6 protein-coding genes are annotated in these 5,732 nt (G+C 63.6%); 2 read left to right on the top strand and 4 right to left on the bottom strand.

Annotated features, from left to right (window positions below):
* Positions 1–240 precede the first annotated feature (240 nt).
* The 4 genes from A8G15_RS30835 to A8G15_RS31230 form a co-directional block, all read right to left on the bottom strand.
* Positions 241–600, bottom strand: coding sequence for a hypothetical protein (locus A8G15_RS30835; RefSeq protein WP_156665554.1), 360 nt, complete (start codon positions 598–600; stop codon positions 241–243).
* A 356-nt stretch (positions 601–956) separates the two neighbouring features.
* Positions 957–1,940 carry a GAF domain-containing protein gene (locus A8G15_RS25070; RefSeq protein WP_245687991.1) on the bottom strand — a complete coding sequence of 328 codons (984 nt, stop codon included), beginning with the start codon at positions 1,938–1,940 and terminating at the stop codon, positions 957–959.
* Positions 1,941–2,017: 77 nt separating this feature from the next.
* A complete protein-coding gene (locus A8G15_RS25065) occupies positions 2,018–3,403 on the bottom strand; it encodes a cytochrome P450 (protein ID WP_068165691.1) in 1,386 nt (461 codons plus the stop codon).
* 344 nt (positions 3,404–3,747) lie between these two features.
* Positions 3,748–3,915 carry a hypothetical protein gene (locus A8G15_RS31230; RefSeq protein WP_169833944.1) on the bottom strand — a complete coding sequence of 56 codons (168 nt, stop codon included), beginning with the start codon at positions 3,913–3,915 and terminating at the stop codon, positions 3,748–3,750.
* A gap of 261 nt (positions 3,916–4,176) precedes the next feature.
* On the opposite strand from A8G15_RS31230, the gene A8G15_RS25060 reads away from it, so the two are divergent.
* Both A8G15_RS25060 and A8G15_RS25055 read left to right on the top strand, forming a co-directional pair.
* The gene (locus tag A8G15_RS25060) at positions 4,177–4,875 is read left to right on the top strand and encodes a class I SAM-dependent methyltransferase (RefSeq protein WP_068165690.1); all 699 of its coding nucleotides are present in this window, start codon (positions 4,177–4,179) and stop codon (positions 4,873–4,875) included.
* Between the two features lie 94 nt (positions 4,876–4,969).
* On the top strand, positions 4,970–5,732 hold a 763-nt coding region (locus tag A8G15_RS25055), incomplete at its 3' end, for a helix-turn-helix domain-containing protein (protein WP_156665553.1).

The raw sequence follows: 5,732 nt of genomic DNA, 5'->3' as shown, positions 1-5,732 counted from the left end.
ATATGATGGGCGGTCATCGTGACGGTGTCGGTTCGAGGATTCGGTGGAGAAGGTTGACTCGAAGGATCACACGGTGGCCGCTCTACACCCGTGCACAACACGGATCGCAGACGATCTCGGCCACCGAGTTACACCACTCTATGGGGCACTACTGGCGCGGGTGGCGCTGTGATGGTCTGACTGCGTTCAGTACCGCACTGCTCGTCGATCGCGGAGGCGGCAGATACCCCGGGGACGAAGTCAGCTGGTACGCGCCGCGGTGCGAAATACGGTGGTGCAGTCGATGCGCAGCTCGATCGCGCGGTCGAATGTCAGCATGTCGACGTCGATGATCAAGGAGCCGGTCGCGGGGTCGATCGTGGCGCCGACGCCGACCGCCCTGTGTGCGCCCAGCTCGAAGCAGATACCGGCCCCATAGCCACCGTCGGTAGGACCGTTGTTGAGCTGTTCCAGGATCACTCGGATGTCCGGCAAAGCCGGATCGAAGCCACCCTCCGCGGCGTCACCCCGTCCTGACCATGCGGTCGGGTATGAGTTCTGCGATTCCGCTGCATTGCCTTGCACGTGAGGGGAATTGAGCGGACTTCGGTCTGTTTCCATATCCTTACATTACAAATATTATTTGCAAAGTGTCAAGCGGGTTGCCTGCAAACCGGCCGAGCGCGCGGCATCCGCACGCGCACATACCGGACGGACAAGCCCCCTTCATCGAGCACCCTGCCGCACCGGAGCCGCGCAGAATTACCGCTTGAACTGGAGTGACGACACGTCCCCTGCACCGGATGTGCGCGATTCGTGGCCGCGGCGTTCCGGCCGTACAGCCAAACTTCGCTGGTGCATGAACAACGCGAGCCCGCTTCTATCCTCCACTGCTGCGCAGCACCGCGAGCATCACGGAGAGAGCCGGTGATGCCGACGCGATCCGCGCCGACATCACCGTGACTCCAGATGGGAGCTCAGTATTGATCGTCCGCGGGGACAACCTGGATGAGCGTCAGCTCCGCGTGTGCAGGGCGGTCCTTGAGCTGGAACGGGCGCATCGTCACCGAGCACTTCACCCATTCATTGTCGCCGCGATGCAACTGGACCAGGTCCACGGTTCGTGGGACCTCTCCGGCATTGATTCGCTTCGCGCTGTCCTGCAAGGCGGGCAGGTCGTCCGGGTGCACGACCGGCCCTGTCAGGTGCGCGTACTGCCATTCGATCCATTCCGGGGCGCGGCCGATCCACAGCGTGATCGAACCGCGCTGCGCCTCGAACAGCGCGACGTGCACCTTGGATCCCTCGAGCCCTTCCGTCAGCCCCAGCTCGGCGAGCGTCGGCATCGACGGGGGGTAGGCATCGGAGAAGTCCTGGTAGAGCGCCCGCACAGCTGTCCCGTCCGCGGTAGGCCGCAGGACGACCTGCCACTGCATCGCGTGGCCGTGATCGTGCCGGACTGAGAACCACGTGCTCAGCGCCATATCCGGCTTCGGAGTCAGGACGATCTCCAAGAAGTCCTGCTCTTTTTCCATGTGGATCGCGCGGTTGATGTAGTCCGAGGACAACGCAGTGGGCACCCAGTCTTCGAGAAGGGTGCCGGACATCGCGCCGGACTCCCAGGTCTGATAAATCAGCCAATCGGTGGTCGACCAGACCACTCCCGACGTGAGCCGCCGTTTTGCGATCGGCTCTTTCGGGTCGCCGACCCACATCTGGATACCGTGCACGTCCCCGAAGGGCCCGATGATCGGCCAAGCGTAGAACCGCCACGCGCGGTTCGCGCGCTTTGAATGCAGGACGCGGTCGAACGGTTCACGAGTCTGACGTACATGCTCGATAATCGGTTCGACAAGGATGTCCGCCGTTGGGGAGATGCTTCGCCTGGTGGAGATCATCCCCTTCGCTTCGTTCCCCGATGCCACCAGTGTCGCTACGCCTTCGGTCAGCGTCTCGATCACATGCCACGTACCCATCAGACCCCCGCCTGTTGCAATTTGATCTCGATCAACGGGCGAGTGTAACCAGGATTACGTTCTTACGAGGTGTGCTGCATTCGGCGCTGCTCCCGGGGCCGCATGGCCAATTTCAGGTTCTCGGGCCGGATCGTCAGCAGCTCTTCGACCGTCAGCTCATAGTCCGTGTTGGGCACGATGTCGAAGCGCGTGAGGATCTGCGCCAAGGCAAGCACTGCCTCGTGTAGGGCGAACTGACGACCGATACAGGCGCGAGCACCGACGCCGAACGGCTTGTACGCGTGTGCAGGCCGCGCTCGCACAGCTGCGGGAAGGAACCGATCCGGATCGAACCGCTCCGGGTCCTCGCCCCATAGTGTGGGGTCGCGGTGCAGCGCGAGCAGCACCACCAGGATCGTTTCGCCCTTGCGGATCGGATATCCGCCCAGAGTGGTCGCCTGCCGCGCCTTGCGGAAAAAGGCCGGGCCGGACGGCCACAGACGCAGGGTCTCATCGACGATGCGTCGGACGTACCGGAGCTTGGCGACCTGCTCGAATCGCACCGGCGCACCATCGGTGCCGAGCACCTGCTCGATCTCTTCCCGGGCCCGTTCGACGATCTCGGGATTGAGCGACAAGTAGTGCAGGGCGAACGACAGCAATCCTGCTGTGGTCTCGTGACCGGCGATCAGAAAGGTCAGAACCTGGTTGCGGATGCTCTGGTCCGACATCATCTCCCCGGTTTCGGGGTCCGGGTTTTCGAGCATCCGCTGCAACAGGTCGTCTTGTCGCGGTGTCGCGCCGCTGCGCCGCGCGGCGATCACTTCGTCGACGGTGGCTTTCATCAACGCGATGTCCTTCGGATTCTGGCGCATCGCCTTCCACCCCAGGATCTCCCGGATGACAGGAACATCGTTCGCGGTCTGCGAGACGTACGACATTGCCCGGCTCATCGCCTCGACGAACGGATGACGGCCTGGAGCGAACGAGTCGAAGCTGTACCCGAATCCTGTACAGCCGATGACTTCCAAGGTGAGCCGGTTCATGTCGGAGGAGACGTCAATAGGTCCGCGTGCGGCCGATTCTGTCCAGTAGGTGCACAGTTGGTCGACGCACTCGACCATCGCGTCGTGGTAGCTGCGCATCGATGCCTGGTTGAACGCCGGCATCAGCACGTTGTGGGCCTGAGCCCAGGCCGGCTCACTGTTGAACGCGGTGAACAGCCCGTCGCCGGCCAACTCCCGCAGATTGCTCACTGGGGGCACCACGGCCTTGGCGAAGCGGGTTTCGTCGAAGACCTCTGCCGCTGCGTCGCCGCCGCCGACCACGACCACCCTGCGGCCGATGATGCTGATCTCGAAGACGTCGCCCAGTTCTTCCACGAACCGCATTTCGCGCTGTACCGGTCGCTTCGGGTCGAGACGCAGCACGTCGCCGAGCAACGGCAGCCGCCGTGACGGTCGAGGCATCCGAGGTTCTACGCTGGCGCTTCCCTCTGCCTCGCTGGTCGGTGCGGCCTCACCGGAACGGGCACTCCCCACTGAAGTCATGGCCAGAGTGTGCCGTACCCCCTCCCGATCCGCAGAATCCCTGACCGGACGTGGGACTCATGGTCGCGGCACGTCGAATCGGCTCACATAGGCTGAGGGGACGTGTCATCATCCCAGTTCAACGAGCCGTTCTGTGGACACCCCGAGAGCACTCAGCCGAACTTTCAGACCGGCGGGACACGCTCCTGGTTCTTCACGGAACGAACTGGGATGCGGGACCGCCCTGGCACTCTCGGCCTACAAGAGCCGATCGTGTTGAAACGCTATTCATCTGCGGGCACCAGCTCGGACAGGCGAGCGGTCCACGGATACCTCCCCGGACTGTCCTCCACCGCTTCGATGAACGCAGTGCCGCTGCCCTCATCAACCTCGATGACAGTGAATACAGACTTCCCGCGGGGATGAACCTTCACCAGATCGCCGACCTTCACGATGTTCCTCTCAGATTCGGCAGACGAAAGGGGACGTGCCGTTTTCCCAGTTCAGAGAACATTTTATCGTCAGCGACTCGCCATCGCGAAGTGAGCACGGATCAGCGCCGAGCTCAGCTGGGCTCCTCCGGTTTTCAGATCCGGAGTCCGCTCACGTGGGGTGGAACAGATCGCCGCCCCACCCGCGGATGCCACAGTCGCGGCACTAGGATCGTCCGGTCCGGCAGAGCTGGCCGGCGATGTCGAGTGCTAAGGAATCCAATGTCCCGGGACGAAGTCACACAGGCAGAGAAGGACGGTGCGGCGCTCTACAACAGAGCCGCGCTGGCCGTGTACGACACGGTCGTTCTGCGGTGGAGTAACGGCCTCGTCTGGCGCTGCCCCACCGAACGACTCCTTGCTCACTACGATCGCCATCTCAGCGGCCGCCATCTCGATATCGGACCGGGCACCGGCTGGTACCTCCAGAACGCGACGTACCCAACCCCCGAGCCTGAGATCACGTTGATGGATTTGAATCCGTCCACGATGGAACTCACTTCGAGACGCCTCGCCGAACGCGGAATCGTCGCGGCGGCGCACACCGGCAGCGTTCTTGCACCGATCGACATCGAACACGGCCCATTCGAGTCGGTGGCGGCCAACTTCGTGATGCACTGCGTTCCGGGGGCCTGGCAGGACAAGGGCGTAGCTTTCGGTCACATCGCCGACGTCACCGCCGAGGAGGGGGTGTTCTTCGGTTCGACGATCCTGGGCCGCGGTGTGACACACAATCTCGCGGGCAAGGCGCTCAGCACGATCTACAACGATGCCTCGAATATCTTCAGCAACCGCCAGGACGATCGGAGCGGACTTGAGGCTGCGCTCGAGGCCGCGTTCGAGAATGTGGAGGTCGAGGTGATCGGCACCGTCGCAGTGTTTGCTGCGCGGGGTCCACGCAGACACCGGACCGGGCGCTGAACTGGTAAGACAGGGAAATCAACGAAGGCCCCACGAGCAGAACGGCGGGTTCACATGATCGTCGCAACACTCTCAACGAGAGGTTGCGACGATCATGTCGTTTCAGGAGGACTGCGACCGATTCGGTAACCAACTCACGCGATTGGTCAACGCCGGTATTCCGGTCAAGGAGGCTGCGGCCGCGATCGGGCTGCCGCGGCAGCGGTGCTACGCAATCTTGCGGGCGATCGGCCGGCCGGTGGGCAAGCCTCGCGGCCGGGTCGGCACCCCCGACCCCCAGCTGATCGTGACGGTCTACGGCGAGACCGGCTCGATCAGCGCAGCGGCGAGGGCATCCGGGGTGGCGCAGTCGGTGGCCCGCCGGATCCTGGTGGCCGAGGGCATGGTCAGCAAGGAGAGAATCTCGCCGAAGGGCAAACCCGGAGCCAAGCGTCGCTGTCTGGAGTTGATCGAAGCCGGTTGGTCGGCCAGACGAGCGGCCCGTGAGGTCGGGGTCAACGAACGCACCGCACGGGACTGGCGTCAGGGGATCCGGCGCTCGAACAGCAAGCGCATTCATCCGGATGGGCGGGTCGTGGACTACCACCACGGAACCGTCTACACACAGTCTGTGACCAGTGTGACCTGTGATGGCAGCGGACGACCGGCGATCAGCGACCGGTACCTGTCGGTCGAGGACCGGATCGCGATCGCCGACGGCCTGCTCGTAGAGGACTCGCTACGGACCATCGCCGCTCGGATCGGCAAGAACGTCTCCACCGTCTCGAGGGAGATTCGTCGCGGCAGCCTCGAGGGCCGGTATCTGCCGTATCAGGCCGATCGGGCAGCCGCCGCAGCCGATAGTGCCCCGTGGAGTG

Source organism: Rhodococcus phenolicus, assembly GCF_001646785.1.
Taxonomy (GTDB): Bacteria; Actinomycetota; Actinomycetes; order Mycobacteriales; family Mycobacteriaceae; genus Rhodococcus; species Rhodococcus phenolicus.
Note: the sequence above shows the minus strand (reverse complement) of the source record. Positions and strands in the feature narration are given on the sequence as shown.

Excerpts from the sequence above, each read along its gene's own strand:
- A8G15_RS25065 (WP_068165691.1), bottom strand. The coding sequence starts at position 3,403 with ATGCCTCGACCGTCACGGCGGCTGCCGTTGCTCGGCGACGTGCTGCGT.
- A8G15_RS25060 (WP_068165690.1), top strand. The coding sequence starts at position 4,177 with ATGTCCCGGGACGAAGTCACACAGGCAGAGAAGGACGGTGCGGCGCTC.
- A8G15_RS30835 (WP_156665554.1), bottom strand. The coding sequence starts at position 600 with ATGGAAACAGACCGAAGTCCGCTCAATTCCCCTCACGTGCAAGGCAAT.